27 protein-coding genes and 2 tRNA genes are annotated in these 26,541 nt (G+C 71.7%); 16 read left to right on the top strand and 13 right to left on the bottom strand.

Annotation, left to right across the window (positions count from 1 at the left end):
* The first annotated feature begins 7 nt into the window (after nucleotides 1-7).
* The 6 genes from JOD60_RS11590 (at nucleotide 8) to leuA (ending at nucleotide 6,277) form a co-directional block, all read left to right on the top strand.
* Entirely contained in the window at nucleotides 8-1,054 is a 1,047-nt protein-coding gene (locus tag JOD60_RS11590; protein ID WP_084202164.1) for a PhoH family protein, read from the top strand.
* A complete protein-coding gene (gene ybeY, locus JOD60_RS11595) occupies nucleotides 1,051-1,518 on the top strand; it encodes an rRNA maturation RNase YbeY (protein ID WP_076690752.1) in 468 nt (155 codons plus the stop codon). Before JOD60_RS11590 ends, ybeY begins: the two co-directional genes overlap by 4 nt.
* On the top strand, nucleotides 1,515-2,816 hold the full coding sequence (locus JOD60_RS11600; protein WP_076690753.1) for a hemolysin family protein: 1,302 nt from the start codon (nucleotides 1,515-1,517) through the stop codon (nucleotides 2,814-2,816). The genes ybeY and JOD60_RS11600 overlap by 4 nt, the downstream gene beginning before the upstream one ends.
* A complete protein-coding gene (gene era, locus JOD60_RS11605) occupies nucleotides 2,813-3,706 on the top strand; it encodes a GTPase Era (RefSeq protein WP_076690754.1) in 894 nt (297 codons plus the stop codon). Before JOD60_RS11600 ends, era begins: the two co-directional genes overlap by 4 nt.
* A gap of 119 nt (nucleotides 3,707-3,825) precedes the next feature.
* The gene (locus JOD60_RS11610) at nucleotides 3,826-4,308 is read left to right on the top strand and encodes a DUF1295 domain-containing protein (protein ID WP_232321603.1); all 483 of its coding nucleotides are present in this window, start codon (nucleotides 3,826-3,828) and stop codon (nucleotides 4,306-4,308) included.
* Nucleotides 4,309-4,516: 208 nt separating this feature from the next.
* Entirely contained in the window at nucleotides 4,517-6,277 is a 1,761-nt protein-coding gene (leuA, locus tag JOD60_RS11615; protein WP_076690755.1) for a 2-isopropylmalate synthase, read from the top strand.
* A gap of 132 nt (nucleotides 6,278-6,409) precedes the next feature.
* Here leuA and JOD60_RS11620 read toward each other — a convergent pair whose 3' ends face one another.
* Nucleotides 6,410-7,096 (bottom strand): trimeric intracellular cation channel family protein, encoded by a 687-nt coding sequence (locus JOD60_RS11620; RefSeq protein WP_076690756.1) that lies wholly within the window; start codon nucleotides 7,094-7,096, stop codon nucleotides 6,410-6,412.
* 36 nt (nucleotides 7,097-7,132) lie between these two features.
* Between JOD60_RS11620 and recO the strand changes: the two genes are divergently transcribed.
* The 3 genes from recO to JOD60_RS11635 are packed head-to-tail and all read left to right on the top strand — an operon-like array spanning nucleotide 7,133 to nucleotide 9,392.
* Nucleotides 7,133-7,873 (top strand): DNA repair protein RecO, encoded by a 741-nt coding sequence (gene recO / locus JOD60_RS11625; protein WP_076690757.1) that lies wholly within the window; start codon nucleotides 7,133-7,135, stop codon nucleotides 7,871-7,873.
* Complete coding sequence (locus JOD60_RS11630) at nucleotides 7,870-8,682, top strand: isoprenyl transferase (RefSeq protein WP_076690758.1); 813 nt, start codon at nucleotides 7,870-7,872, stop codon at nucleotides 8,680-8,682. Before recO ends, JOD60_RS11630 begins: the two co-directional genes overlap by 4 nt.
* 29 nt (nucleotides 8,683-8,711) lie before the next feature.
* Nucleotides 8,712-9,392, top strand: coding sequence for a DsbA family oxidoreductase (locus JOD60_RS11635; protein WP_076690759.1), 681 nt, complete (start codon nucleotides 8,712-8,714; stop codon nucleotides 9,390-9,392).
* 132 nt (nucleotides 9,393-9,524) lie between these two features.
* Here the strand turns inward: JOD60_RS11635 and JOD60_RS11640 are convergent, their stop codons facing one another.
* Entirely contained in the window at nucleotides 9,525-10,028 is a 504-nt protein-coding gene (locus JOD60_RS11640) for a glutathione peroxidase (RefSeq protein WP_076692196.1), read from the bottom strand.
* 53 nt (nucleotides 10,029-10,081) lie between these two features.
* Here JOD60_RS11640 and dusB point away from each other — a divergent pair, with 53 nt between their 5' ends.
* From dusB to JOD60_RS11665, 5 genes are all read left to right on the top strand, one after another.
* Entirely contained in the window at nucleotides 10,082-11,254 is a 1,173-nt protein-coding gene (gene dusB, locus JOD60_RS11645; protein ID WP_372431054.1) for a tRNA dihydrouridine synthase DusB, read from the top strand.
* Nucleotides 11,247-12,614 (top strand): deoxyguanosinetriphosphate triphosphohydrolase, encoded by a 1,368-nt coding sequence (locus tag JOD60_RS11650; protein ID WP_076690761.1) that lies wholly within the window; start codon nucleotides 11,247-11,249, stop codon nucleotides 12,612-12,614. The genes dusB and JOD60_RS11650 overlap by 8 nt, the downstream gene beginning before the upstream one ends.
* A complete protein-coding gene (gene dnaG / locus JOD60_RS11655) occupies nucleotides 12,614-14,473 on the top strand; it encodes a DNA primase (RefSeq protein WP_076690762.1) in 1,860 nt (619 codons plus the stop codon). The genes JOD60_RS11650 and dnaG overlap by 1 nt, the downstream gene beginning before the upstream one ends.
* An 89-nt stretch (nucleotides 14,474-14,562) precedes the next feature.
* Nucleotides 14,563-15,327, top strand: a complete 765-nt coding sequence (locus tag JOD60_RS11660) for an ATP-binding cassette domain-containing protein (protein ID WP_076690763.1) — start codon at nucleotides 14,563-14,565, stop codon at nucleotides 15,325-15,327.
* A gap of 69 nt (nucleotides 15,328-15,396) precedes the next feature.
* Nucleotides 15,397-15,469, top strand: a tRNA-Asn gene (locus JOD60_RS11665).
* Nucleotides 15,470-15,517: 48 nt separating this feature from the next.
* Here JOD60_RS11665 and JOD60_RS11670 read toward each other — a convergent pair.
* The 6 genes from JOD60_RS11670 to def are packed head-to-tail and all read right to left on the bottom strand — an operon-like array spanning nucleotide 15,518 to nucleotide 20,142.
* Entirely contained in the window at nucleotides 15,518-16,063 is a 546-nt protein-coding gene (locus tag JOD60_RS11670; RefSeq protein WP_076690764.1) for a hypothetical protein, read from the bottom strand.
* Nucleotides 16,060-17,388: a DUF58 domain-containing protein gene (locus JOD60_RS11675; RefSeq protein WP_084201996.1), complete on the bottom strand. Its 1,329-nt coding sequence runs from the start codon at nucleotides 17,386-17,388 to the stop codon at nucleotides 16,060-16,062. Before JOD60_RS11675 ends, JOD60_RS11670 begins: the two co-directional genes overlap by 4 nt.
* On the bottom strand, nucleotides 17,385-18,380 hold the full coding sequence (locus JOD60_RS16785; RefSeq protein WP_076690765.1) for an AAA family ATPase: 996 nt from the start codon (nucleotides 18,378-18,380) through the stop codon (nucleotides 17,385-17,387). The genes JOD60_RS11675 and JOD60_RS16785 overlap by 4 nt, the downstream gene beginning before the upstream one ends.
* Entirely contained in the window at nucleotides 18,377-18,832 is a 456-nt protein-coding gene (locus JOD60_RS16790; protein ID WP_076690766.1) for a hypothetical protein, read from the bottom strand. The genes JOD60_RS16785 and JOD60_RS16790 overlap by 4 nt, the downstream gene beginning before the upstream one ends.
* Nucleotides 18,829-19,560, bottom strand: a complete 732-nt coding sequence (locus JOD60_RS16795; protein WP_076690767.1) for a DUF4129 domain-containing protein — start codon at nucleotides 19,558-19,560, stop codon at nucleotides 18,829-18,831. Before JOD60_RS16795 ends, JOD60_RS16790 begins: the two co-directional genes overlap by 4 nt.
* Before the next feature lie 15 nt (nucleotides 19,561-19,575).
* Nucleotides 19,576-20,142 (bottom strand): peptide deformylase, encoded by a 567-nt coding sequence (gene def, locus JOD60_RS11685; RefSeq protein ID WP_076690768.1) that lies wholly within the window; start codon nucleotides 20,140-20,142, stop codon nucleotides 19,576-19,578.
* Nucleotides 20,143-20,184: 42 nt separating this feature from the next.
* Here def and JOD60_RS11690 point away from each other — a divergent pair, with 42 nt between their 5' ends.
* Together JOD60_RS11690 and JOD60_RS11695 are read left to right on the top strand one after the other, a co-directional pair.
* On the top strand, nucleotides 20,185-21,264 hold the full coding sequence (locus tag JOD60_RS11690) for a DMT family transporter (RefSeq protein WP_076690769.1): 1,080 nt from the start codon (nucleotides 20,185-20,187) through the stop codon (nucleotides 21,262-21,264).
* A 14-nt stretch (nucleotides 21,265-21,278) separates the two neighbouring features.
* A tRNA-Ile gene (locus JOD60_RS11695) sits at nucleotides 21,279-21,352 on the top strand.
* Nucleotides 21,353-21,399: 47 nt separating this feature from the next.
* Here JOD60_RS11695 and JOD60_RS11700 read toward each other — a convergent pair.
* Genes JOD60_RS11700 through JOD60_RS11720 form a run of 5 tightly spaced genes read right to left on the bottom strand, consistent with a single transcriptional unit; the run spans nucleotide 21,400 to nucleotide 26,524 of the window.
* The gene (locus JOD60_RS11700) at nucleotides 21,400-22,731 is read right to left on the bottom strand and encodes an amidohydrolase family protein (protein ID WP_232321604.1); all 1,332 of its coding nucleotides are present in this window, start codon (nucleotides 22,729-22,731) and stop codon (nucleotides 21,400-21,402) included.
* Nucleotides 22,728-23,804 (bottom strand): methylenetetrahydrofolate reductase C-terminal domain-containing protein, encoded by a 1,077-nt coding sequence (locus JOD60_RS11705; RefSeq protein ID WP_076690770.1) that lies wholly within the window; start codon nucleotides 23,802-23,804, stop codon nucleotides 22,728-22,730. The genes JOD60_RS11700 and JOD60_RS11705 overlap by 4 nt, the downstream gene beginning before the upstream one ends.
* Entirely contained in the window at nucleotides 23,794-24,417 is a 624-nt protein-coding gene (locus JOD60_RS11710; RefSeq protein ID WP_084201998.1) for a pyridoxamine 5'-phosphate oxidase family protein, read from the bottom strand. The genes JOD60_RS11705 and JOD60_RS11710 overlap by 11 nt, the downstream gene beginning before the upstream one ends.
* The gene (locus tag JOD60_RS11715; protein WP_076690772.1) at nucleotides 24,414-25,193 is read right to left on the bottom strand and encodes a creatininase family protein; all 780 of its coding nucleotides are present in this window, start codon (nucleotides 25,191-25,193) and stop codon (nucleotides 24,414-24,416) included. The genes JOD60_RS11710 and JOD60_RS11715 overlap by 4 nt, the downstream gene beginning before the upstream one ends.
* Nucleotides 25,190-26,524, bottom strand: a complete 1,335-nt coding sequence (locus JOD60_RS11720; protein WP_076690773.1) for an FAD-binding oxidoreductase — start codon at nucleotides 26,522-26,524, stop codon at nucleotides 25,190-25,192. The genes JOD60_RS11715 and JOD60_RS11720 overlap by 4 nt, the downstream gene beginning before the upstream one ends.
* Between the last annotated feature and the right edge of the window lie 17 nt (nucleotides 26,525-26,541).

Raw genomic sequence — 26,541 nt, forward strand, 5'->3', positions numbered from 1 at the left:
CGTCGCCATGGTGCAGCTGCTCGGCCCGCAGGACCGGCTGCTGCGCGTCGTCGAGCGCGAGCACCGCGATGTGCAGGTGCACGTCCGGGGCAACGAGATCACCCTGACCGGTCCGGCGGATGCTGTGGCGCGCGCTCGTGACCTCGTGGAGGAGCTCATGGCGCTCTCGCGCACCGGGCACGGACTCGACCCCTCGGACGTCGTCGCCAGCGACCGCATCCTCCGCACGGAGGGCGGGCCGCGCCCTTCCGAGGTGTTGGGCGAAGCCATCCTGTCCTCGCGCGGCCGCGTGATCCGCCCGAAGACCCTCGGTCAGAAGGCTTACGTCGACGCGATCGACGAGAACACCATCACGTTCGGCATCGGCCCGGCCGGCACCGGCAAGACCTACCTTGCGATGGCCAAGGCGGTGCAGGCGCTGCAGCGCAAGGAGGTCAGCCGCATCATCCTCAGCCGGCCCGCGATCGAGGCGGGGGAGCGGCTGGGGTTCCTTCCGGGGACTTTGACCGACAAGATCGACCCCTACCTGCGCCCCCTCTACGACGCCCTCAACGAGATGATGGATCCGGAGATCGTCCCGAAGCTCATGGCCTCCGGCACGATCGAAGTCGCGCCGCTGGCGTACATGCGCGGGCGCACGCTCAACGACTCGTTCGTCGTGCTCGACGAGGCGCAGAACACGACGCCCGAGCAGATGAAGATGTTCCTCACCCGCCTCGGCTTCGGCACGCGCATGGTCGTCACCGGCGACATCACGCAGATCGACCTGCCGCAGGGCGCGTCGGGGCTGCGCCTGGTCACCCGGGTGCTGAAGGACATCGACGACATCCACTTCACCTACCTGACGAGCGACGACGTCGTGCGCCACACGCTGGTGGGCCGCATCGTCGACGCATACACCGAGTACGACGAGCAGCGCCTCGCCTCGCGCCGCGAGCGCGACGAGGCGACGGAGTTCGCCAATCGCGCCGAGCGCCGGGCAGCTCAGGACCCGCGTCGATCCGGGCGCCCGAACGGTCCCCGAGACCATCTGAAAGGGCGTGGCCGCGCATGACCATCGAGATCACGAACGAGTCCGGCGTGGACATCGACGAGACGGTCCTGCTTCGGCTGACCGCGCACAACCTCGCCGAGGTGAACGTCAGCCCGGATGCCGATGTCGCGATCCTCCTCGTCGACGAGGGCGCGATGGAGGCACTGCACGTCCAGTGGATGGATGAGCCGGGGCCCACCGATGTTCTGAGCTTCCCGATGGACGAGCTGCGTCCCGGCACGCAGGAGCAGCCGACGCCGCCGGGTCTCCTCGGCGACATCGTGCTCTGCCCGCAGGTCGCCGAGACGCAGGCACAGGCGGCCGGGCACAGCACGCTCGACGAGCTGATCCTGCTCACCACGCACGGCCTGTTGCACCTGCTCGGCTTCGACCACGCGGAGCCCGACGAGGAGCGCGAGATGTTCGGGCTGCAGCGCGAGCTCATCGCCGCGTTCCACGCCTCGGAGCGCCGACGACGCGCATGACCGAGATTCTGCTGCTCGTCGCCGCCGTCCTGCTCGTCGCCCTCGGCGGTCTCATGGCGGCCCTCGACGCCGCCCTGGGCGTCACTTCGCGCGCCGACCTCGTCGAGATGTCGCTGACGGCCCGCCGCGGCAGCGCGCTCGCGCGCATCGCCGCCGACCCTGAGGCGCACGGCAACGCCGTCGTCTTCATCAGGATCCTCGCCGAGACGACCGCGGCGGTTCTCGTCACCGTCGCCTTCACCGTGCTGTTCGACAGCATCTGGTGGGCGATGCTCGCCGCCGCCATCCTCATGACGATCGTCTCGTTCGTGCTCGTGGGCGCCAGCCCGCGCGCGGTCGGGCGTCAGCACGCGCGAGGGCTCATCACCGCCTGCGCCCCGCTCATCCGCGGCGCGCGTATCGTCCTCGGCCCCCTCGCGCACCTCCTCGTCATCGTCGGCAATCGGGTGACCCCCGGCATCCAACGCGGCACATCGTTCGCCAGCGAGGAGCAACTGCTCAGCATGGTCGACGAGGCGGCCTCGCAGGATCTCATCGAAGAGGACGACCGCGAGCTCATCCACTCGGTCTTCGATTTCACCGACACATTCGTGCGCGAAGTCATGGTGCCGCGCACCGACATGGTGACGGTGGATGCCGCTGCGACGACCCAGGAGGCGATGCAGCTCTTCCTCGACAAGGGCGTTTCGCGCATTCCCGTCGCCGACGGCGAGGCCGACGACATCACGGGCGTCGTCTACCTGAAAGACCTCGTGCAGTTCGCGTTCCGCGACGAGTCGGCCTGGCGCGATGCGCCCGTCGCGCAGATCGCGCGCCCGGCGGTGTTCGTCCCGGAGTCCATGAAGGCCGAGACGCTGCTGCAGCAGATGAAACGGGATGCCGTGCACGTGTGCCTCGTCGTCGACGAGTACGGCGGGGTCTCGGGCCTCGTCACCCTCGAGGATCTGATCGAGGAGCTCGTCGGTGAGATCGCCGACGAGTACGATCCGCGCTCGAGTGAGGTCGTGGATCTCGGCGACGGGCGCTATCGGGTGAGCGCGCGCCTCGGGCTCGACGAGGTGGGGGAGCTGTTCGGCCTCGAACTCGAGGACGACGACGTCGACTCCATCGGCGGCCTGCTCGGCAAGCTGCTGGGGCGCGTTCCGTTGCCGGGTGCGTCCGCCGAGTACTCCGGGCTGCGCCTGACCGGCGGCACCTCGCGCGGCCGCGGCCGGGGACTGGCGACGGTGTTCGTCGAGCCGACCGAGCGCTTGGCCGCCGTCGACGCGGCGTTCGCGGAGAGGAACGAGGAACGATGACCGAGACGCGATCCGGGTTCGTGACGTTCGTGGGGCGCCCGAACGTCGGCAAGTCGACGCTGACCAACGCCCTCGTCGGCGAGAAGGTCGCGATCACCTCCGACAAGCCCCAGACGACCCGCCGCGCGATCCGCGGCATTCTGAACCGGCCTGCCGGGCAGCTCGTCATCGTCGACACGCCGGGCATCCACAAGCCTCGGACCCTCCTCGGTCAGCGGCTCAACGATCTCGTCGAGCAGGTGCTCGGCGACGTCGACGCCATCGGCTTCCTCGTGCCGGCCACCGAGAAGGTCGGTCCCGGCGACCGCCGGATCGCCGCCTCGCTCGACGGCTATCCGCGGGCGAAGAAGGTCGCCATCGTCACGAAGACTGACGTCGCCTCCCGGGAGGAGATCACCGAGCGACTGCTGGAGGTCGACTCCCTCCGCGAGGACTGGTCCGCGGTCATCCCGCTGTCCGCGGTCGCGGGCGAACAGCTCGACGTGCTCGCCGACGAGCTGCTCGCGCTCATGCCCGAAGGGCCGGCGCTCTACGAGGAGGGCGTCGTCACCGACGAGTCGCTGGAGGACCGGATCGCGGAGATCATCCGCGAGGCCGCGCTCGAGGGCGTCCGCGACGAGCTGCCGCACTCCATCGCCGTCACGATCGAGGACCTGGCCGAGCGTGAGGACGGGTCGATGACCGACATCCACGCGAACCTCGTCGTCGAGCGCGACAGCCAGAAGGCGATCATCATCGGGCACAAGGGCTCACGCCTGCGCGACGTCGGCACGCGTGCCCGCGCGCAGATCGAGCCCCTGGTGGGCACGAAGGTCTTCCTCAAGCTCCACGTCCGGGTCGCAAAGGAGTGGCAGCGCGACCCGAAGCAGCTGGGCCGACTGGGTTTCTGACCGGTGGCGGCGCCGGGTCCGTAGGCTGTCACCGTGGATCCGCTGTCCCTCGTCCTGATCGTCGCCGGTGTCGCGAGCGCCTTCTGCTGGATCGCGTCGCTCGTCACGAAGGACACGTCGTGGTCGACCGCCTGTGGTCGATCGTGCCGGCGATCTACGTGTGGATCTTCGCCATCGACGCGGTCGTCGTCGGGCGGCCCGACGCGCGCCTGTTCCTCATGGCAGTGCTCGTGACCCTGTGGGCGGCCCGGCTGACCTTCAACTTCGCCCGCAAAGGCGGCTACACGGGCATGGAGGACTACCGGTGGGCGATCCTGCTGTTCCGTTACAGCCGGCACCCCAACTTCTTCTTCGAACAGGCGCAGTGGTGGGCGTTCTACGGCCTGGGCACCGCGGCGGCGGTCTCCGCCGGCGCCGGCCTGTGGGGAGGGGCGCTCAACGGATTGATCGCCGGAGCAGCGCTGCTGACCGTCCTCTTCATCGGCTCGACGATCTTCACCGAGTCGATCTCGGCCTCGAAGTACCCGGCATACCGGGACTACCAGCGGACGACGTCGATGCTCGTGCCCTGGCCACCCCGTCGACGCGCGCCGCGACACTGACGAACGCCGCGGACGCCGCCGGATTTCCCTGCAACCGGGCCGCTTTTCGCTTCGGCCCCCGAGACGGGTGTACTCTGTCCCCATGCGCGCGTTCGGCCTCCTTCTTCTTAGCCGCCGCGACGAGACCTCGTTCTAGGGCCTTCCTCGTCGCGGAGCTCGTCATTGCTGACACCGGCCCGCATCATCTGGCGAAGAGAAGCGAACCATCATGAAGAACACGCAGCAGCCGTCCGGAATGCCGACCCACAAGTACCGCCCGTTCCACGAGCAGATCCGCGTCGACCTGCCCGACCGCACGTGGCCGGACAAGCGCATCACGACCGCGCCCCGCTGGTGCGCCGTCGACCTGCGCGACGGCAACCAGGCGCTCATCGACCCGATGAGCCCCGAGCGCAAGCGCATCATGTTCGAACTGCTCGTCGGCATGGGCTACAAGGAGATCGAGGTCGGCTTCCCCTCGGCATCCCAGACCGACTTCGACTTCGTGCGGCAGCTCATCGAGGAGAACCTCATCCCCGACGACGTCACGATCCAGGTGCTGACGCAGGCGCGCGAGCACCTCATCGAGCGGACGTATGAGGCGATCGCGGGTGCGAAGCAGGCGATCGTCCACCTGTACAACTCGACGAGCGTCCTGCAGCGCGAGGTCGTGTTCCGCACCGACAAGCAGGGCATCATCGACATCGCCCTTGAGGGCGCGCGGCTGTGCCGCGAGTTCGAGAAGCGCGTTCCCGAGACGAAGGTCTACTACGAGTACTCGCCGGAGAGCTACACCGGCACCGAACTCGAGTTCGCCGTCGACGTGTGCAACCAGGTCATCGAGATCTTCGAGCCGACGCCCGACCGCAAGGTCATCATCAACCTGCCGGCGACCGTCGAGATGGCCACGCCGAACGTCTACGCCGACTCGATCGAGTGGATGAGCCGCCGCCTCGCGCACCGTGAGAACGTGATCCTGTCACTGCACCCGCACAACGACCGCGGCACGGCGATCGCCGCCGCCGAACTCGGCTACCTGGCCGGCGCGGACCGCATCGAGGGATGTCTGTTCGGCAACGGGGAGCGCACCGGCAACGTCGACCTCGTCGCGCTCGGCGTCAACATGCTGACGCAGGGGATAGACCCGCAGATTGACTTCAGCGACATCGACCAGGTCAAGCGCACGGCGGAGTACTGCAACCAGCTGCCCGTGCACGAGCGCAGCCCCTGGGCCGGCGACCTCGTGTTCACGGCGTTCAGCGGATCGCACCAGGACGCCATCAAGAAGGGCTTCGAGGCGATGGAGGCCCGGGCCGCGGCATCCGGCGTCACGGTCGACGAGATCGAGTGGGCGGTTCCGTACCTGCCGATCGATCCGAAGGACCTCGGCCGGTCGTACGAGGCGGTCATCCGCGTCAACTCCCAGTCGGGCAAGGGCGGGGTCGCCTATCTGCTGAAGACCGACCACGCGCTGGATCTGCCGCGCAAACTCCAGATCGAGTTCTCCGGGGTCGTGCAGGCGAAGACGGATGCCGAGGGCGGCGAGGTCTCCAGCGACCAGATCTGGGCGATCTTCACCGACGAGTACCTGCCGGCATCCGTCGACGAGCACAAGTGGGGCCGCTTCGAACTGCTGTCCACGCGCACCCAGAGCGACATGTCGGGTGAAGTGTCGTTGGAGGTCACCCTCCGTGACGGCGACACCTCGATCGCGACGACTGGGATCGGCAACGGCCCGGTGTCGGCGTTCCTCGAGATCGTGCGGGCACAGGGCTTCGACGTCACGCTGTACGACTACGTCGAGCACACCCTGTCCGCCGGCGGCGACGCGCAGGCCGCGTCGTACGTCGAGCTGCAGGTCGACGACGTGCGGCTGTGGGGCGTCGGGATCGACGGCGACATCTCGACCGCGAGCCTGAAGGCGATCGTGTCGTGCGTGAACCGCGCCATCCGCACGCGGGAGCGCTCCGGCGAGCTCGCCGCCGTCTGATCGCGTGCGGCCGCCGCGGCGCGGCCGCTGATCGAGACCCCGCCTGCGCGCCGAGACCCCGCGTCGCAACGCGGGGTCTCGGCGCCGGGACGAGATCTCGGCGCCTGGACGACGCGCGCCGCACCACCCGGGTCAGGGCTTGATGATCCGGATCGCGCTCGTCTCGATCGCGACCTTCCGGCGGTGCAGGGCGCGCTGCTCGGGCAGGGAGATGTCGAACATCACCGCGAGCAGCCGGATGACGGTCGTGACGACGACGCAGGCGATGGCCGCCGCCACGAGCGGCGCCCCGAGGGCATGCGCGACGGCGAGGACGACGCACCCGGCGCCGGCGGCGACGGCGTACAGCGACCCGACGTGCATGATCGCGACCGGCAGACCCATGATGACGTCGCGGAGGATGCTGCCGCCCACCGCCGCGCACACGCCGACGAACACCGCGGGGACCGCCGGCATCCCGAGCCCCAGCGCCTTGGCGGTGCCGAACGCGGCGAACATGCCGATCACGAGCGCGTCGAGGGCGACGATCACGGCGTTCAGCCGCTGGAAGAGCCCCGCCAGGAGCATCCCGACCAGCGACGCGCCGAGAGCCGTCAGCAGGTACCAGTTGCTCTGCAGCGTCGCGAGTTCGGTGTTCAGCAGCAGATCGCGGATGAGACCGCCGCCCATGCCGACGAGGATGCCGATGATCGCGACCCCGAGGAAGTCCAGGCGTCGCTGGCCGACGAAGCCGGACGCGAACAGCGCCCCCTGCACCCCGCCCAGGCCCACGGCGGTCAGGTCGGCCCACAGCGGGATCACGAACAGCGGCTCCGTCACGCCTCCATTGTCCCCGGTGGCAGGGATAATCGATAAGTGCCCACCTACCGCGACGAAGTCGTGGTCCTGCGTACCCACAAGCTCGGGGAGGCGGACCGCATTGTGACGATGCTCAGCCGCCGTCACGGTAAGGTGCGTGCCGTCGCCAAGGGTGTGCGTCGCACCTCATCGCGGTTCGGCGCACGGCTCGAACCGTTCATGGTCGCCGACGTCCAGCTGTACCAGGGGCGAACGCTGGACATCGTGCAGCAGGCCGAGTCGCTCGGCGCGTACGGTGCGCAGATCGCCACGCACTACGACCGCTACACCGCCGCGCACGCCATGGTCGAGACGGCCGACCGGCTGAACGAGGCTGAGGCGACACCGCAGCAGTACCTGTTGCTGGTCGGTGGCCTCCGGACCCTCTCGCAAGGCGGTCACGCGCCGCGCTCCGTCCTGGACTCCTACCTGCTGCGCGCGATGGCGCTGTCGGGCTGGGCTCCCGCGCTCGACGAGTGCGCCCGCTGCGGCACCGTAGGTCCGCACGACTGGTTCGTCGCGCAGCTGGGCGGCGTCGTCTGCGGCGACTGCGCCCCGGCGGGCTCGGCCCGCATCCGCCCCGAGACCGGCGCGCTGCTGCGCGCCCTCATCGCCGGCGAGTGGGACGAGGTGGATGCCGCCGCCGAAGCGGCGACCGCCGCCGCATCCGGTCTCGTCGCCGCCTACACGCAGTGGCATCTGGAGCGCGGCATCCGCTCCCTGTCGCTGGTGGACCACCGAGCGGGGCCTGCCCGATGAGCCCCAAGCCGTATACCCACCGCGACGCCGTCGCCTACCGGCCGCTGGACTGGACCGGCATCCATCCGCCGGCCTTCCCGAAGGGCGGCGTGCCGAACCACGTCGCGATCGTGATGGACGGCAACGGCCGCTGGGCGAACCGTCGCGGGCTCACGCGCATCGAAGGACACCGGGCGGGCGAGGAGGTGCTGCTCGACGTCGTCGCGGGCGCCATCCAGGCCGGCGTTCGTCACCTCAGCGTGTACGCCTTCTCCACGGAGAACTGGGCGCGCTCGCCCGAGGAGGTGCGCTTCCTCATGGGCTACAACCGCGACGTGCTGCACCGTCGACGTGATCAGCTCAACGAGTGGGGGGTGCGGATCCGCTGGGCGGGACGCAAGCCGCGCCTGTGGGGATCGGTCATCAAGGAGCTGCAGTTCGCCGAGCAGCTGACGGCGGGCAACGACACGCTCACGCTCACGATGTGCATCAACTACGGCGGACGTCACGAGATCATCGACGCGATGCGCGCGATGGGGGAGCAGATCGCCGCCGGTCATCTGAAGCCCGCGGCGATCACCGAGAAGACGCTGCGGCGGCACCTGTACGTCCCGGACATGCCCGATGTCGACCTGTTCCTGCGCTCCAGCGGCGAGCAGCGCACATCGAACTTCTTGCTGTGGGAATCCGCCTATGCGGAGATGGTGTTCCTCGACACCCTGTGGCCCGACTTCTCGCGCACCGACCTGTGGGGCGCCATCGAGCTGTACCTCGGCCGCAACCGCCGCTTCGGCGGCGCCGTGGACGCGCCGACGGCCGCTGCGGAATAGAACCCGGCCCGCTCGCCGTTGCACCCGATGTGACGGAGAAGATCAAGATCGACGTGTGGAGCGACATCGCCTGCCCGTGGTGCTACATCGGCAAGCGGAACCTCGAGAACGGGCTGGCGCAGACAGCTGCCGACTCGGATGCCCCGCAGGTGGAGGTGACCTTCCACTCCTACGAGCTGTCGCCGGATACGCCGGTGGACTTCGAGGGCGATGAGATCGACTTCCTCGCGGGACACAAAGGGATGCCGCGGGAGCGCGTCAAGGAGATGCTCGACAACGTGACCGGGGTCGCCGCGAAGGCCGGCCTCGAGTACCGGTTCGACCTGCTGCAGCACACCAACACGGTGAAGGCGCATGAACTGCTGCATTTCGCGAAGGCGCAGGGCCGCCAGCACGAGATGGCCGAGCGCCTGATGTCGGCGTACTTCACCGAAGGACGCCACGTCGGCCGCATCGACGACCTCGTGGAACTCGCCACGGAGGCGGGGCTGGATGCCGACGCGGCGCGCGACGCGCTGCAGTCCGGACGCTACCTCGCCCACGTCCACGCCGATCAGGCGCAGGCGCAGGCATACGGCATCCAGGGCGTGCCGTTCTTCGTCATCGACGGCAAGTACGGCGTGTCGGGCGCCCAGCCGGCGGACGCCTTCGCGCAGATCGCCCGCCAGGTCTGGGCCGAGAAGCAGCAGACCGCGCCGCAGCAGGCGTAGCGGCTCAACGGTCGTCGGCGGCGCTGCGCAGCGACAGGGTGCGCAGCCGCCGATTGCCGAGCAGCAGGGCCACAATCGCGGTGAGGGCGACGCCGTAGACGGCGAACGGCACCCGGGGCGCGGGGCCGAGCGTCAGGACGCCAGGCTCGCCTCGATCGCGGCGACGATCTCCGGCGCGTCGGGCTTGGTCTGCGGGCGGAACCGGTGCACGGTGCCCTCGGGCGTCAGCAGGAACTTCTCGAAGTTCCACATGATCGGTCCCTTCGCACCCTCGGCGTTCTTCGCCTTCTTGAGCGCCTTGTACAGCGGAGCGGCGTGCGAGCCGTTCACGCGGACCTTCTCCATGATCGGGAAGCTCACACCCCAGGTGACCGCGCAGTACTCCAGGATCTCCTCCATCGAGCCGGGCTCCTGACCCATGAACTGGTTGCAGGGAAAGCCCACCACCTGGAATCCCCGGTCGCCGTAGGTGCGCTGCAGCTCTTCGAGCTGCTCGTACTGCGGCGTCAGCCCGCACTTGGAGGCGACGTTGACGACCAGGACGGTCTTGCCGGCGTACTCGGCGAGGGTGTGCTCGGTGCCGTCGGCGTCGACGAAGGGGATGTCGCGGATGTCCACAGTCTGGGTGTCGGGCATGTTGTCCACGATAGGCCCGGCATCCGCCTTCGTCGGCACCCGAGTCTGGGAGAATGGACAGGATGTCCACCCTCGTCACCCCCGCCGCGCTTCGCATCGGCCCCATCGCGCTGGATGCGCCGGTCGTGCTCGCGCCGATGGCGGGCATCACCAACACCGCTTTCCGGCGGCTGTGCCGAGAATACGGCGCGGGTTTGTACGTGTCGGAGATGATCACGACGCGCGCGCTGGTGGAACGCAACGCCACCACGATGCGGCTGATCACCCACCACGAGTCCGAGACGCCGCGGTCGATCCAGCTGTACGGTGTCGACCCCGCGACGACCGAGGCGGCCGTGCGGCTGCTGGTCGAGGAGGACCGCGCCGACCACATCGACCTCAACTTCGGCTGCCCGGTCCCGAAGGTCACCCGCAAGGGCGGGGGAGCGGCGCTGCCCTGGAAGCTCGGCCTGTTCCGCGAGATCGTCACGCGCGCGGCGCGCGCCGCGGGGGAGGTCCCGCTGACCGTCAAGATGCGCAAGGGCATCGACGGCGACCACCTCACCTACCTCGACGCCGGCCGCATCGCGGAGGATGCCGGGGTCGCCGCCGTCGCGCTGCACGCCCGCACCGCGGCGGAGTTCTACTCCGGAACGGCGGACTGGGACGCCATCACGCGTCTGAAAGAGGCGGTCACGAGCGTCCCGGTGCTCGGCAACGGCGACATCTGGTCGGCGGAGGACGCCGTCCGGATGATGGCGGAGACCGGCTGCGACGGTGTCGTCGTCGGCCGTGGGTGCCTCGGTCGCCCGTGGCTGTTCGGCGACCTCGCCCGGGCGCTGGGTGGGCCGGGGGCTGCGGCGGGCGCGCCGGTGGACGCGACGCTCGGCTTCGTCGCCCGCGCCTTCCGCCGCCACGCCGAGCTTCTCGTCGAGTTCTTCGAGGACGAAGACCGGGGATGCCGCGACATCCGCAAGCACGTCGCCTGGTACTTCAAGGGCTATCCCGTCGGCGGCGAGACGCGCGCGCAGCTCGCGACCGTGTCGAGCCTCGCCGAGATCGATGCGCTGCTGGCGACCCTCGACCTGGACGCGCCGTACCCGGGTGCCGCCGCGGAGGGCCAGCGCGGCCGTGCCGGTACGCCCAAACGTCCCGCGCTGCCGGATGGCTGGCTGGCCAGCCGCGACCTCGGCGCCGAGGCCAGCCGCACGCTCGCCGAAGCCGAAGTGGACAGCAGCGGTGGCTGATCCGGCCGGCATCGAGGTCGCCCCGGGGCGCCCTGCCGGGTACGACGCGCACGACGCGGAGCGGTTCGCACCGGAGCAGCACCGCTCTCAGCGCGACAGTTTCGCTCGTGACCGGGCCCGCGTCCTGCACTCCGCGGCGCTGCGACGCCTCGCGTCCAAGACGCAGGTGCTGAGCCCCGCCAGCCCCGCGGACTTCGCCCGCAACCGCCTGACGCATTCGCTCGAGGTCGCGCAGGTCGGTCGCGAACTCGCGATCGCGCTGGAATTGTCGCCCGACGTCGTCGACACCGCGTGCCTCAGCCACGACATCGGACACCCGCCGTTCGGCCACAACGGCGAGCGGGCGCTCAACGAGTGGGCCGAGGACATCGGCGGGTTCGAGGGCAACGCGCAGACCCTCCGCATCCTCTCCCGGCTCGAGCCCAAGGTCATCGCGGCGGACGGCCGCAGCGTCGGGCTGAACCTCACCCGCGCGAGCCTCGACGCGACGTGCAAGTATCCGTGGACGTCCGAGCACGCGGTTCCCGATCCCGGCGGACGCGACAAGTTCGGCGTCTACGCGGAAGACGAAGCCGTGTTCGCGTGGCTGCGCGAGGGGGCGCCGGGGCGGGTGCGCTGCATCGAAGCCGAGGTCATGGATCTGTCCGACGACATCGCCTACTCCGTGCACGACTTCGAGGACGCCGTGCTCAACGGCTACCTCGATCCGGCCCGACTGGCCGACGCCCGCGAGCACGAGGCGCTGCTGAGCGCCATCCAGACCTGGGTCGGCTACGGCTTCGGCCGCGACGAGCTCGCCGACGCCCTCTACCGCCTCACCCGGATGCCCGAGTGGCTGACCTCGTTCGACGGCTCGCGGGCCGCGGTGGCGGGCCTGAAGAACCTCACCTCCGATCTCATCGGACGCTTCGCGCGTGCCGCGACGGCGGCCACCCGCGAGCACTACGACGTACCGGTGCTCACGCGTTTCCGCGGCCGCGTCGTGGTGCCGCGGATCATCGAGGCCGAGATGGCGGTGCTGAAGGGCATCATCGGCGCCTTCGTCGTGACGATCGACGGCCGGCGCGGGCTCTACAAGGAGCAGCGTCGCGTGCTCAAGCGCCTCGCGACGGCGCTCTGGGAGCGGCCAGAACGGCTGGACCGCCTGCACGCGGAGGATTTCGCCGCGGCATCCACCGACGCGCAGCGAAAGCGCGTCGTCGTCGATCAGGTCGCGAGCCTCACCGATCGGTTCGCCATCGAGTGGCACGCGCGCCTCATCGGTCCGGTCGACCTGCGGGAACTCGGTCTGTGGTCCAGCGACGGCCGCGCCGTCGCGCACAGCGGCTTCGCGCTGCCCGAGCCCATCGAGGGGCTCTGATGGCCCGCATCCGGCAGGCCGATGTCGACGAGGTGAAGGCGCGCACCAACATCGGCGACATCATCGGCGAGCGGGTGGCGCTGAAGTCGGCGGGCGTGGGGTCGCTGAAAGGGCTGTGTCCCTTCCACGACGAGCGCAGCCCCAGCTTCCACGTCCGACCGCAGGTCGGCTACTACCACTGCTTCGGATGCGGCGAGTCGGGCGACGTGTACTCGTTCCTGCGCGCCATGGACCATCTGACCTTCACCGAGGCCGTCGAACGCCTCGCCGGTCGCATCGGCTACGCGCTGCACTACGAGGACGGCGGCGCGGCTCCGGAGACGAGCGGACGCACGCGGCTGTACCAGGCGAACGCGGCAGCTGCGGACTGGTTCCGCGCGCAGCTGTCGAGCCCCGAGGCCGACGCAGGGCGCCGCTTCCTGGGGGAGCGCGGCTTCGACGCGGGTGCCGCCGCGCACTTCGGCGTCGGCTACGCGCCGAAGGGCTGGGACGGGCTGCGTGACGCGCTGCGGGCGCAGGGGTTCAGCGACGAGGAGCTGTCGGCGGCGGGTCTCGTCTCGCAGGGGCAGCGCGGCGTGTACGACCGCTTCCGCGGACGGGTGGTCTGGCCCATCCGCGACGTCACCGGGCAGACGATCGGGTTCGGGGCGCGCCGGCTCTACGACGACGACAAGGGACCGAAGTACCTCAACACCCCCGAGACGACGATCTACAAGAAGGCGCAGGTGCTGTACGGCCTCGACCTGGCCAAGAAGGACGTCTCCCGTTCGCACCGCGTCGTCGTCGTCGAGGGGTACACCGACGTCATGGCCTGCCACCTCGCCGGCGTGACGACGGCTGTCGCGACCTGTGGCACGGCGTTCGGCGCCGACCACATCACGGTGCTCCGCCGCGTGATGGGCGACGACTCCACTGCCGGCGAAGTCGTGTTCACCTTCGATCCCGACGCCGCCGGGCAGAAGGCGGCGCTGCGCGCCTTCGCCGACGCGAAGCGCTTCAACGCGCAGACCTACGTCGCGACCGGCCCGGAGGGCCTGGATCCCTGCGACCTGCGCCTGGAACGCGGTGACGCGGCGGTACGGGGCATGCTCGATCGCAAGGTGCCGATGTTCGAGTTCGTCATCGATCAGCGCCTGGCCGGGTTCGACCTGGCCAGCGTCGAGGGCAGGGTCGGGGCGCTGCGGGCGGCGGCACCCGTCGTCGCGGAACTGCGCGATCCGCTGCTGCAGCCGGAGTACGTGCGCGTGCTCGCGCGCCGCCTCGGGATGGACACGGAGTCGGTGCGACGCGAAGTCGAGCGCGCAGGGCGGGAGGGTGCCCGCCGCGACACCGCGCCGGCGGCGACGGCAGCGACGGCTGGCCCGGATGCCGGTGAGCCCGCCGTCCGTGTCACCCTGCGCACGCTGCCGCGCACCGCCGACGTCGCGCTGGAACGCGACGCGCTGATGGGCATTCTGCAGTACGGTCATGTCGTCGACGCGGCCGAACTCGATGCCGCCCTCGCATTGCCGATGCGCACGCCGGCGCTGGATGCGGTGCGCCAGGCTGTCGCGGCGCAGCCGGATCGCACCCGCATCGGGTGGGCGTCGACGGCGGCCGAGTCCACGCGCGAGCCGTACCGGTCGCTGGCGGTGGAACTGCTCACGGCGGATTTCCCCGCCCTCACCGAGGCCGAGGCCGCCGCCTCGACGCGCTCGCTCGCGCGGCGCCTGCGCGTGCGCGCGGTGGATGCCGAGAAGAACGAGCTGCTGGGCGCGATCCAGCGCGTGCCGGCCGATTCGGAGGAGGGCCGGGCGGTGCGCGTCGCCCTGCGCGATCTCGACGCGCGCCGCCGCACGCTCACGGAAGAGCCGGCGTAACCCGGCGGACGGCGTCCTTCGGCACGGCGATGGGCAGGGCAGCGGCGCGGTCGCTGGCGTCGACGCGAGGATGAGGGCAGGATGAGCGCATGCCCCGTCGCTCCGCAACAGAGTTCGCCGTGCTCTGCGACGATCTGTCGATCGCCCGAGGCGGCGTGCGTGTGGTCGAGGGCGTGAGCTTCCGCCTGTCGCCCGGCCGCGCCCTCGCCGTGATGGGCGCGACCGGGTCGGGCAAGTCGACGCTGGCGGCGCTGCTGGCCGGCGGGGAGAGCGACGCGATCGCCATCGCGGGCGGCGACGCCCAGGTCGCGGGCATCCCCATCCGCAAGCGCGGCAGGGCCGGCAGGGTACGGGCGTACCACACCGGATATCTGGCTCAGGGAGCGGGGGCGACGCTGCCCGCCCGGATGACCGTCGGCGAGGTCATCGGCGAGCCGATCACGAGCCGCGACCGTCGCGTCAACCAGCGCGCCCTGGCCATCCGCGTCGCGGGGCTGCTCGATGAGTTCGAGCTGCCGCTGGGAGCGGCCGCCCGCTATCCGTACGAGCTCAGCTCCGGCATGCGCCAGCGCGTCGCACTGGCCCGCGCCCTCGTGCTGCAGCCGCGGGTGTTCGTGGGGGACGACCCGTACGCCAACCTCGACCTCGAGGTGCGTCGCACCGCCCGTGACGCGCTCGTGCGACGGCGTGATGAGACCGGGATGGCGATCGTCATGGTCACCAACGACGCCGACGCGGTGCGGGAGATCGACGCCGACGTGCTGGTGCTGCGCGCCGGCAGACCCGTCGCCTACGGTCACGGCACGGCGGATCTGCTCTGGACGCCTGACGGCGGAACACGCATCGCCTCCTGACCGCCGAGCGTCACGAGCACCCTCGCGGCTTTGCTAATATGGACGGGTTGCCCGCTCGCGGGTGACTGATCCTCGGTAGCTCAATTGGCAGAGCAGCCGGCTGTTAACCGGCAGGTTCTTGGTTCGAGTCCAAGCCGGGGAGCGAACGCCCCAGGGCTCCACCCCTGGGGCGTTCTTCATTGGTTCCGCGTCAGCGGTCGCGGGAGCCGGTCCCCGGCCACAGCACGACGATCGCCCCGAGCACCAGTGCGAGTGCGACCAGCAGCGTGACGATGCCGGCTTCACCCCACGCCAGGCCTCCGGCGATGACCGCGGCGGCCGCGACGACGAGCGTCGCGGCGACGGCGCCGAGCACCGGCATCCGCAGCGCACGCACCACCGCGCCGTCCACGGCCGCCCACGGGCGCCCGGTCGCCAGCAGCGACGCGCAGAGGTGCCATCCGAGCAGCGCGAGCGCGAGGGGGACCAGTTCGAGAACCGGCAGCGCGGCCAGCGCCGCCTGCACGACGATCACCGCCGCCGTCAGCAGCGGCACGACCCCGCGGGCGAACACCGCGCCGGCGACGATGGCGATCGACGCGACCACGGCCCACGGCGATGCGCCCGCGACGAGCAGCAGCCAGATCTCCGCGGCGGCCCCGCACAGAACGAGCAGGCCGCGCAGCGCCCAGCGCGACGGCGGGCGCCGCCGCATCCGATCGAGGAGCTCGACGATCGACTCCGACAGCGCGTTCATCGCGGGGCACCGCCCGCGCGTGCGGTCGGTCGCTGGGCGGCGAGGGCGGCCGCGAGCGTCGCGACCCCGCCGACGCCCTGCCAGGGCGCGACGGGAATGCCGACCTCGCGCAGCCGTGCGACGTCGGCATCGCGCTGCAGCCGGCGCAGCACCCAGGCTTCCTCCCAGAACGAGCCCGGCGCCGGATCGAGAAGATGTGCCAGCGGCCCCGACCGATCGGCGGGGCCGCGTTCGAGCCGGCCGATCCGATCCGGCAGCGTGTCGACGACGAGCACGGCGGCGCCGCGGCGCGCCAGCACCGCGATCTCGGTGAGGACATCGTCGTCGAGGAGCGGCGAGCACACGACGGCGAAGGTGCCCGGGCGCAGTCGCTGCACCCGGCGCAGATCCCGCCGTCCCACGTCGGCACGGCTCACGCGCGCCAGTCGCGTCGTGAGCGCCGAGAACTGGCGGATGCCGCTGCGCGGCGGCAGGTCGCCCACCACGCCGCCGAGGTCGTGCACCCCGACGCGGTCGCCCAGCCGCAGGTAGTGCTCGGCCAGCGACGCCGCCGCCACGACGGTGGCGTCGAGGCTCGACGCGAACGGCCCGGACAGCTCGGCCGTCGTGACGTCGGCCAGCGTGTCCATCACGATGAGCACGTCGGTGTCGCGGTCGGCGGTCGTCGCGTTGGTGTGCAGGATGCCGGTGCGCGAGGTCACCCGCCAGTTGATGCGACTCAGCCGATCGCCCGGGAGGTAGCGGCGGATGTCGGCGAGGGCGCTTCCGTCCCCGGCACGCCGGGACGGGTGGATGCCGGCGGTGCCGATGGGATGAGGGATGGCGTCGCCGCGTCCGGGGACGATCGCCGACGGCGACACCTCGATCGGGCCGAGACGCAGCCGCACGTCGCGATGCCACAGCCCCACCTCGTCGCTCTCCCGGACGACGGCGTCGACGAGGTCCAGTCGTCCCCACCGCTGGGGGCGCACTCGAACGCTCGCCGTCTCCACGCCGCAGACCGCGCCCCACGGGGGCGCGAGATCCGCGCCGGCGTGCGGTGGCAGCGCGAGGTCGATGACCCGATCCGCCGCCGTCGCCCGCACGGTCGCGTCGACGGCGTCGCCGGCCGCGATCGCCCGTGCCGACAGCTCAGCGACGGGCGGGGGACTGTCGACGGGCGGCCGACGGAGCATGCCGAGGACGCTCCACACGACGAACGGCGCGGCGAGCACGGCAAGGGCCGGCTGGGAGCTCAACAGGGCGAGGACCCCCGTCCCCGCGGCCAGCACGACGGCGCGCACGAGCGCCGCCGTGGGGCGGAAGGTCTGCCCGGCGCTGCTCACCCGGCATCCGGGAGGTACTCGGCCGGCACCGGGACGCTGTCGACGGCGGCGCGGACGACCTGCTCGCCGGACACGCCGCTGAGCCAGAGCTCCGGACGGATCGTGACCCGGTGAGCGAGGGCGGCCGGCGCCAGCGCCTTGATGTCGTCGGGCGTGACGAAGTCACGACCTTCGATGAGCGCACGAGCGCGCCCACAGGTGAGGAGGGCCAGGCTGCCGCGCGGCGACGCGCCCACCGATGCGGCCGCGTCGCTCCGTGTCGCGGCGGTCACCGCGACCGCATACCGGCCCACCGCAGGATGGACGAAGACGTCCTCCGCCGCGCGCTGCACCGCCATCAGGGTCTCGGCGTCGAGCACCTGGGCCGTCTCGATGTCATCGGTGCGCCGCGCGATGCGGCGGGAGAGGATCTCCCACTCGTCGGCTTCGTCCGGGTAGCCGAAACGCAGCCGCAGCAGGAAGCGGTCCAGCTGCGCCTCGGGGAGCGGGTACGTCCCCTCCGTCTCGACCGGGTTGGCCGTCGCCATGACGTGGAAGGGACGGGGGAGCGGATGCGTACGCCCTTCGACGGTGACCTGATGCTCCTGCATCGCCTCGAGGAGGGCGGCCTGGGTCTTCGGCGGCGTGCGATTGATCTCGTCGGCGAGGAGGAACCCGGCGAACAGCGGACCGGCGCGGAAGGTGAACTCGCCCCGCGACTGGTCGTACACGTAGCTGCCGGTGAGGTCTGCGGGCAGCTGGTCGGGGGTGAACTGGGCACGCTGGAAGTCGAGCCCGAGAGCGCGGGCGAAACTGCGCGCCGCGAGCGTCTTGCCGAGGCCCGGGTAGTCCTCCAGCAGCACGTGACAGCCTGCGACGACGGCGGTGAGAACGAGTTCGAGCGCCTGTCGCTTGCCGACGACGGCGCGCTCGACCTCGTCGATGACGCGCCGGCAGGCATCGCCCGCGTCGGTGAGGCTCAGGGTGGTCTCGCGGTCGGGTGAGGTGGTCACGGTCTGGTCAGCTCCCGGAGGATCGTGCGCAGCTGAGCCCGGCCCAGCGATCGCGGTTCGGAACGGAGGTAGGTCTTCAGCCCCTCCGGCAGCGGGGCCGTGGAGGAGCGCGCCGCGACGAGCTCGGCGATGGTGTCGTGGAGCGCACCCGCGGTGGTGGACCGGCCGCCCTGCGCGCCGCGCAGGCGTGTCTCCAGCACGCGGGTGCGCCGATCGACGCCCGTCGACCAGTGCTGGGGTGGATGCTGCGGTTCGGGCACGGTCTCGGACTCGATCTCCGGCAGCAGCTGGCGCAGCCCCCACCACGCCGCCGCGACGACCATCCCGCCGAGCGTCCACAGCGGGAGCGGGAGACCGAACCCCAGCACGAGCCCGACGACGGCTGCGGCCGTGCCGATGGCAGCGCCGGCGATGACCGCGACGACCAGGCCGCGCTCCGGGCGGTGCGTCACGGCGCGGCCCCCGGTGCCGGCGCGGGCGTCGACGCGCGGGCCGCGAGCGCCGCCTCCAGCCGTGCCAGATCGGCCTGGGCTTCGGCGGCCGCGGCGGAGGGCAGTCGCTCCGCGGAGAACAGTGCCCGCGTGTAGAGGCCGGAGAGCCGCGTGGCCGCGTCGGCGGGCACGGCGAAGGCGGTGAGGATGCCGAGGACGTACTCCGCCGCCGTGTCGCTGTCGCACCGGGGCGCGCCGGCGGCCGCGCCGAGCGCTTCCAGCGACTCCCAGCAGCGGATGACCGCCAGATCGGCGTCCTCCTCGAGCGCGATCTGCTCGCGGGCGCGCCGCAGCACGTCGCGCACCTCGTCGGCATCCACGGCACTCTCGCGCACGGCGTCGCCGATCTCCGGGGGAGCGTGGCGGGCCGCGACGGCGCGTGCCACGCGGACCGCGAGGAGGATCACGATGACCCCGACGGCGACCGCGAGCAGAGCACCCAGCACGTTCATCACCGCGCTGAGGTCGACGCCGGAGCTCGGCGGCGGAAGCGTCGGCAACGGTCCCATCTCGGCCGCGCCGGGGCTCTCGGTCACGACGGGACGGTCGATCTCGCGCGGCTCCGCCGTCGGGATGGAGGTGATGAGCGCCGGTGGGGTGAAGGCGCTGGCGAACGCGAGGGCGATGCCCACCCCGCCGCCGGCCACGGCGGCGGTCACGGCGGCGCGGCGGTGCGCTCTCGTGCTCATCTCAGCGCGCCGGGGCTACGCGTCGATCTCGTCCACGCCCGGCGTCCACGCGGCGCCGGGGCGGCCCCACCCGCGCTTGCGCGCGAGCTTCTGCACCGTCTTCCAGTCGCCGTCGTCCAGCCGGTCGATGTAGAGGATGCCGTCGAGATGGTCGAACTCGTGCTGCATGATCCGCGCGCGCCAGCCGTCCACCTGGATGCGGACCGGCTCCCCATCGAGGTCGATCCCGGTCACCAGCACTTCGTCGGAGCGGCGCAGCGGGAACCGCTCGCCGGGGAAGGACAGGCATCCTTCCGACTCGTCGTCGGGGTCGGGCGCACCGGGCACGAGCGGGCGCATCCACAGTTCCGGGTTGACGATGACACCCCGCCACGGCTGGCCGTCATCGTCCTGATAGCTGTAGGTGTAGATGCGCAGCCCGACGCCGACCTGCGGGGCGGCGAGCCCGACACCGGGAGCTGCGTCCATCGTCTCGAACATGTCGGCGACCAGCTGGCGGACCTCGTCGGTGATCTCGGCCACGGGCTCGGCGGGGGAGTGCAGGACGGGGTCGCCCATGATGCGAATCGGAAGAACAGCCACGTCCTGAGCCTATCGAGCGCGCCCGGCGGTTAGTGTCGAGGGGTGGATGCCGCCCCCTCGCTCGACGACGTCGCCGACCAGCTGGTCGGCGTGTTCGCTGACCCCGGCATCCTCATCGGCATTCCGCTGGCGCTGCTGGGCGCAGTCTTCATGTCGTTCGGCGCGCAGTACCAGCACCGCGGTGTACAGAAAGTCGAGCGGCTCACCGCCACCGACGGCGGCGCGGGCCTCACCGGCGGCCAGCTGTGGAACCTGCTGCGGCGGCCGTCATGGGTGGTCGGCACCGTCATGCTGGGTCTGGCGATCGTCTGCCAGCTGTCTGCGCTGTCGTTCGCTCCGCTCATCCTCGTCCAGCCCCTGGGGGCGATCTCGCTCGTCATCACGACGCTGCTGAACGCCCGCATCAGCGGCCACCGGCCCACCCGACGCTCGCTGAGCGCGATCGCGCTGTGCGTGGCGGGCATTTTCGTGTTCGTGACGATCGCCGCGCTCTACGCCACCGAGACGCCGATCAGCGACGGCCAGCTCATCACCGTGCTGGTCATCCTGCTCGTCGTGGCGATCGTGCTGACGTCGACCTGGCTGTGGCTGCGGTCCCGCGTGGGCGCCCTGTTCTACATCGTCGCCGCCGGCATCATGTACGGCTTCGTAGCGACCCTCGCGAAGGTCGTGATCAGCCGCATCCAGACCGGTGACTTCGAGTGGCTCACCGTCGTCTGCGTCGTCGGTCTCATCGCCGGCACCGCGATCGGCGCCTACTTCGTGCAGACGGCGTATTCGTCGGGGCCGCCCGATCTCGTGATCGCCGGCCTCACGGTGATCGACCCCATCGTCGCGATCGTCATCGGGCTGGCGGTGCTGCGCGAGGCCGAGCACGCCCCGTGGGGCGCGTACGTCGGCTTCGTCATCGCCGGCGCCCTCGCGATCGCCGGCGTCTTCCAGCTGGCGCGTTACCACCCGCAGGTGGTGAGCGACAGCCAGGAGATCCCGATCACACGCGGGAGCGGCGGCGCGCCGGGCGGCGCCCCACCCAAGAACGGATCGGTGCGGATCACCGAGGCGGTCGCGAAGGTGTGGCCCGAACCTCCGATCCGCGACAAGGACGACCCCGCCGCCCGGTAGGCTCGATGCCGCAGGGGGCGGTGGCCAAGCTGGTCAAGGCAGCGGGCTCATAACCCGACGATCGTGGGTTCAAGTCCCACCCGCCCTACAACACGCGCACGCTCTCGATGCCCCTGCGCCGCGATCGTGCACGCCTCAGCGTTCGCGCGCGGCGAGGGTGCGGCGCAGGCGGGTCGCGACGGCGTGCTCGTCCGCGGTGAGCAGCGTGCCCGCGCGCACGACGGGCCGGCCGGCGACGAACACGTCGCGGGGGCGTCGACCGGGGGAGGCCCACAGCAGTCCGGCCACCGGATCCGCCACGCCCGCGTCCGCGGCGCCCGAGACGTCCCAGACGCACACGTCGGCGGCAGCCCCCACCCGCAGATGGCCGAGCTCGTCACGTCCGAGACCCCGCGCCGAGCCCTCCGTCGCGAGTGCCAGCACGGTGCGGGCCGGCAGCGCCGGGCCGACCAGGCCCGACACCTGCATCGCCAGTCGCGCGTCGGCGAGCAGATGGCCGGCGTCGTTGGAGCCGCCGCCGCTCGTGCCCAGCCCCACCGCGAGGCCCGCCGCGAGCAGATCCGCCACGGGCGCGACGCCCCAGCCCATGGGGACATCGCACCCGGGCGCGTGCGTCGCAGAGACGCCGGCGGCCGCGAGACGGGCGATCTCCGCGTCGGTGACGGCGCACAGGTGCGCGAGCGTGACGTCGGGCGCCAGCCAGCCCCACTCATCGAGCAGATCGATCGGCCGCAGCCCGTAGCGCTCCCGCGCGATGTCGACGTCGACCTGTTCGTTGGCCTGCGTGCGCCGGCGCAGGCCGTGCCGCGCGGCGACCTCGCCCAGCAGCTCGAACGTCTCGCGCGGGTCGGAGTGCACGCCGGCAGGCCCGACGGCCAGCTGCAGCATCCCGTCCCGCGCGAGGCCGGCGGCCTCGCCGTCCGCCGACCACGCCGCCGCGATCGCCTCGGCCCCGGCGGCTGCGGCCTGCGGGTCGTCGCGCGCCGCACCGCGGACGAACACGAGGCGTCCTCCGAGCGCCCCGGCGGCATCGGCGACGGCCGTTGAGATCGCGACATCGTCCGCTCCCGCGGGCCAGGTCAGGTGATGGTCGGCGACCGTCGTGACACCGCACAGGAGCCCCTCGGCGACGCCGACGGATGCCGCGGCGGCGGCCAGCTCGGCATCCACCCCCACCCGCGCATAGGCGGCCGCCATCGTCGGCAGCCAGGTCGCCATGGGCACGCCGCGCGTCCCGGGCAGCGTGCGGAACGCGCTCTGCAGCAGGTGATGATGGGCGTTCACGAGGCCCGGGGTCAGCACGCACCCGGTCGCGTCGATCTCGATCTCGTCGCCGCGCGCGTCCGACTGCACGACGCCGTCGCGGATCACGAGCTCCCGCGCCTCGTCGCCGTCGCCGCCGACCTCGGCGCGGCCGTCGGCGACGATCGCGACGGCCCCCGTGAAGCGGTATCCGCGTTCGGTCACAGCTCGTCCTCCAGTCGTCGTGCGATCTCGGCGAGGTCGCGTGCGTGCTCCACTTCGCGCCCGGGTGCCGCACCGCCGGACAGGTCGATCCCGACGACGCCGTCGAGGGCGAGCATCGCGCGCGACAGCTCGACGGCGGCGACGATGCCCGCTGCGCGCGGGTCGGCGGCACGCAGGATGCCGTCGAGGTAGCCCGGCGGCAGCACGAGCGTCGTGAAGGTGCGCAGCAGGTGGGCCGAGCCCTCGTCGAGCACGATCGGGATGCAGGGGATGAAGCCCGACGTCGAGCCGAGCGCACGCGCTTCGGCGATGAACCGCGCGACCGGCTGCGCGCCCCCGCAGTGGTTGACGAAGCAGAGGTCGGCGCCGGCCTTCTCCTTCTCGCGCAGTCGCGCCGCGCGCTGCCCGACCGGCGGGGTCGTGGGCGACTCGCCGACCGACACCAGATGTCCCGCGGCGCGGGCGAGCGCGGCCAGCTGCGTGGAGTCGATGTCGAACACGGGCTTCGCGTCGGGGCGCGAGCCGGTCTCGGTGTGGTCGCCGGTCACGCAGTGCACGACGCCGGCGCCCGCGTGGGCGAGGCCCGCCAGCTCGCCCTCGAGCGCGACGCGGTTGCGGTCCCGGCAGTTGACGCCGATGAACGGCAGCATGCCCTCATCGGCGATGAGCCGGGCGCGGTAGCTCGGTGCGAACTGCACGCGCGCGGGGCCGGCATCGCCCGACAGTACGGCGTCGACGGGGCCCGACATCGCGGCCACGCACGCCGCGAGGGAACGCGCGTCGAGGGCGCGCGCGGGGAAGTCTGCGACGACGATGCGCCGTGTCGCGAGGAGGTCCCGTACGCGTGCCGCTCCCGGGGAGGGCGTGGGGTCCGGGAGCGGATCGGCCCCGCGGGAGGGCCCGCCGCCTGTCTCGGCGACGACTCCGTGCCAGGCGATCGCGGCGCCATCGACGAACGGGCAGCGCAGCGCCTCGTCGATCTCGCAGGAGCCGTCGAACCCCACGCCGCCGCAGGGCCCGTACTCCATGTGCTTGGGGCACGCCGTCCGCGCCGCGCGCACGTCAGCCGGCAAGGATCCGACGCTCCCATCCCTCACCGCGGCGCGTGTACTCCAGCCGCCGGCTGGCCGTGTCGGCGCTGCCGAACCAGAAGGTCAGGCGGTCCGGGCGCACGAGATACCCGACCCACGTGGCCGGCGGCGTCAGAGCGTCCGGGCGCGCGTCGGCGAACTTCCGCCAGGCTGACACCCGCTCGTGCTGCGGCAGCGCCGCGAACCCGGGGGTGTTCTGCCAGGCCAGCTGCTGCAGGTACGGCGGACGCGCCGCGTAGGCGCGTCGCTGCTCGAGGTCGGATGCCGGTTCGGCGCGCCCCTGGACGACGAGCTGGTGCCGCACGTCGGGGGACGGGATGCCGAGCAGGGGCACGCACAGCGCAACGGCGGGTCGCCGCGTCACCTGGGCGATCTTCCGCGAGCGGGAGTCCGTGTGCCAGTAGAAGCCGTCGGCATCCCACTCCGACAGCAGCAGCGACCGGGCATCCGGAGCCCCGTCCTCGTCCAGTGTGGCGAGCGTCATGAGGGGCCGCTGGGGATCGTCGTTGCCCGGGAGCCAGCGCTCGAGCAGCGCCGTCGGGTCGTCGGGGATCTCGGCCCACTCGTCGGGCTCGATCGTCACGGGCGTGCTCACACGTGCCTCGCACCGAGCGGCCACCGCGCGATCTCCTCGATCGTGGCGACCCCGTCGGCGACGAGCTGCGCCGCCAGCGCGGCGCCCTCGGCCGCCGTCGCCGCCGTCGGATCGCCGATGACCCCGCCGGTGCCGAAGTCGTCGGAGCACCAGCCGAACTGCACGGGGCGTCCCGCGAAGCCGATGCGCGCGAACTCCGCGATCGCATCCGGCACGGCCCGCGTGAACGCGGCCTCGTCGACCAGTTCCGGCCGCAGGTGCAGGAGCAGCGAGGTCTCGCCCTGGCCGCCGTGGATGCCGAACCCGCGCTCGGTCGCACCGGGCGGCACCTGCACGCCGTCGAGGAACGTCCGCAGGCCGAAGCGGCGCCGCAGCTCGCGCAGCGCGACCGTGAGCGGGGCGATGTTTCCGCCGTGCCCGTTGTAGAACAGGACGGTGCGCGCGGGTGTCGCGGCGATGGAGCGCCCGAGGTCGGCCAGGACCCGCGCGAACGTGTCCGCCGAGATCCACAGCGTGCCGGGCGCCCACGCGTGCTCGTCGGACTTCGTCACGCCGAGGGCGGGCAGCAGCCACACGTCGTGGCCCGCCGCGACGGCGGCATCCACGATCCGCGCGGAGATCTCCTGCGCCATCACGAGGTCGGTGCCCAGCGGCAGGTGCGGGCCGTGGTGCTCCACGGCGCCCACCGGGACGACGAGGATGGATGCCTCGGTCAGCGCGGATGCGAGGGCCGGGCCCGGCTGGTCGGCCCAGCGGCGGGAGGCGGGGGCGCTCACATCTGGCTCCCGGTCTGGAAGGTGCCCGGTGCCACGAGCTTCCCGGGGTTCATGAGGCCCTGGGGGTCGGTGTCGCGCGCGAGGGCGATCGTCTCGGCCGGCTCGTAGTCGACGTACCACTGGTGCGGGTTGTGCCAGCCGACGCCGAGCGCCTCGATCTTCGGCAGGCCCGCGTACACGGCATCCGCCCCCCGGTAGACGCCCGCGAGCATGCCGATCGGGCGCCCCTGCTGCGCCTCGATGTGCAGCATGCCGCCCTCGTATACGTCGTGCAGCTCGTCGATGCGGTCGATGATCGCGTCGCCCCAGACCTCGACGTGGAAGTAGGTGTCCGGGTAGGCCTTCTGCAGCCACTCGATGGGGTGGTTGTAGCTCGTCATCGACAGCTTGATGCAGGCCTGCGCACCCTCGCGGATCTCGTCGACGCGCCCTCCGGCGGCCTCGATGAGCGCGGTGGCGGCATCGATGCTCGCGACGTCCAGGATCGCCCGCAGGCTCGCCCGGCCGGGCTGGATCGCCGGATCGGCGGGCAGCGCCTCGGCGAGGGTCGGCAGATCGCCGGACACCAGGCGCGGTGTGGGCTCGATCTCGGGGAAGGCGCGGATGACCTTCAGCAGGTCGTGGAAGTCGTCGAAGCTCGCGAAGAACGCGCGCCACTCCTGCAGCGGCTCGAGCCGTACCGTGACCGTGGCGATCACGCCGACGGTGCCGTACTTGTGCAGGTAGGGCTCGGTGTCCGCGCCCTCGATGTGGACGAGCGTCGCGTCCGGCACCGCGTGCACGACCTCGAGCTCGGTCACGAACCCGGAGTGGATCATGCCGTGCGCGATCGATCCGGTGCCGCCGGAGCCGCCCGACACGAACCCGCCGACGGTGGACTGCGCCGTGGACGGATACTGCAGCACCTGCTGGCCGGCCCGGTTGGCCGCCTGCTCGATCGCGATCATGGTCGCCCCGGCCTCGGCGCGCAGCCAGCCTTCGCCGACCTCCAGGATGCGCCGGGCCTTGGAGGTGTCGAGGACCAGTCCGCCCGCCATCGGCAGCGTCTGCCCGTAGTTGGCGGTGCCCTTGCCGCGCGGGGTGATCGGCACGCCGTGCCGCACGGCGGCGGCCACGGTCGTCGCGATGTCCTCGGCCGATGCGGGGTAGGCCACCAGCTGCGCCCGTCCGAGCGGGAGCTGCTCGGCGATGACGGGGGACAGGTGCGATCCGTCGATCGACGCGCGATCCAGCGCCGCGGACTCGTCGCTGACGGCGTCGGGTCCGAGCAGTTCGCGCAGCTCGGCGGCGAGCGCCTCGATCGTGTCCTGGTCGACGACCTCGTGGGACATGGGGTTCCTCTCTGGGG

The organism is Microbacterium aurum (genome assembly GCF_016907815.1).
In the GTDB taxonomy this organism is placed as follows: domain Bacteria; phylum Actinomycetota; class Actinomycetes; order Actinomycetales; family Microbacteriaceae; genus Microbacterium; species Microbacterium aurum.

What these genes read in the sequence shown, in the direction of transcription:
- JOD60_RS11590 (WP_084202164.1), top strand. Translation starts at nt 8, where the DNA reads ATGGTGCAGCTGCTCGGCCCGCAGGACCGGCTGCTGCGCGTCGTCGAG.
- ybeY (WP_076690752.1), top strand. Translation starts at nt 1,051, where the DNA reads ATGACCATCGAGATCACGAACGAGTCCGGCGTGGACATCGACGAGACG.
- JOD60_RS11600 (WP_076690753.1), top strand. Translation starts at nt 1,515, where the DNA reads ATGACCGAGATTCTGCTGCTCGTCGCCGCCGTCCTGCTCGTCGCCCTC.
- era (WP_076690754.1), top strand. Translation starts at nt 2,813, where the DNA reads ATGACCGAGACGCGATCCGGGTTCGTGACGTTCGTGGGGCGCCCGAAC.
- leuA (WP_076690755.1), top strand. Translation starts at nt 4,517, where the DNA reads ATGAAGAACACGCAGCAGCCGTCCGGAATGCCGACCCACAAGTACCGC.
- JOD60_RS11630 (WP_076690758.1), top strand. Translation starts at nt 7,870, where the DNA reads ATGAGCCCCAAGCCGTATACCCACCGCGACGCCGTCGCCTACCGGCCG.
- JOD60_RS11640 (WP_076692196.1), bottom strand. Translation starts at nt 10,028, where the DNA reads ATGCCCGACACCCAGACTGTGGACATCCGCGACATCCCCTTCGTCGAC.
- dusB (WP_372431054.1), top strand. Translation starts at nt 10,082, where the DNA reads ATGGACAGGATGTCCACCCTCGTCACCCCCGCCGCGCTTCGCATCGGC.
- dnaG (WP_076690762.1), top strand. Translation starts at nt 12,614, where the DNA reads ATGGCCCGCATCCGGCAGGCCGATGTCGACGAGGTGAAGGCGCGCACC.
- JOD60_RS11660 (WP_076690763.1), top strand. Translation starts at nt 14,563, where the DNA reads ATGCCCCGTCGCTCCGCAACAGAGTTCGCCGTGCTCTGCGACGATCTG.
- JOD60_RS11670 (WP_076690764.1), bottom strand. Translation starts at nt 16,063, where the DNA reads ATGAACGCGCTGTCGGAGTCGATCGTCGAGCTCCTCGATCGGATGCGG.
- JOD60_RS16795 (WP_076690767.1), bottom strand. Translation starts at nt 19,560, where the DNA reads ATGAGCACGAGAGCGCACCGCCGCGCCGCCGTGACCGCCGCCGTGGCC.
- JOD60_RS11720 (WP_076690773.1), bottom strand. Translation starts at nt 26,524, where the DNA reads ATGTCCCACGAGGTCGTCGACCAGGACACGATCGAGGCGCTCGCCGCC.